We start from the raw sequence: 369 nt of genomic DNA on the forward strand, positions 1-369 counted from the left end.
GCCAAGCCCCGGAACGCTTCGCCCACGACCCGGCCGGCAACCTGCTGATGCAAGACCGCCCCGGCCCGACCACCCTCAAGGGCAACCGCCTATTGATGGAAGGCGACCGCCATTACGACTACGACGCCTACGGCAACCTGATCCGCGAACGCCGCGGCACAGCCCAATGCCTCGTCACCGAATACCGCTACGACAGCCAACACCGCCTCATCGGCGTCACCAGCCCCGACGGCAGCGAAACGTCCTACCGCTACGACGCCTTCGGCCGACGCATCGAAAAGACCGTGGCCGGCCAGACCACGGAATTTATCTGGCAAGGCGACCAGGTCATCGCCGAAAGCAGCGACCAGCACTACCAAAGCTACATCT

At 64.2% G+C, this 369-nt stretch carries 1 protein-coding gene; it reads left to right on the forward strand.

Going from position 1 to position 369, the window contains the following annotated elements:
- The coding region (locus tag HU806_RS26945) for an RHS repeat domain-containing protein (protein ID WP_186615821.1) at positions 1-369 on the forward strand (369 nt) is incomplete at both ends.

Source organism: Pseudomonas sp. SWRI154, assembly GCF_014268645.1.
GTDB lineage: Bacteria > Pseudomonadota > Gammaproteobacteria > Pseudomonadales > Pseudomonadaceae > Aquipseudomonas > Aquipseudomonas marvdashtae.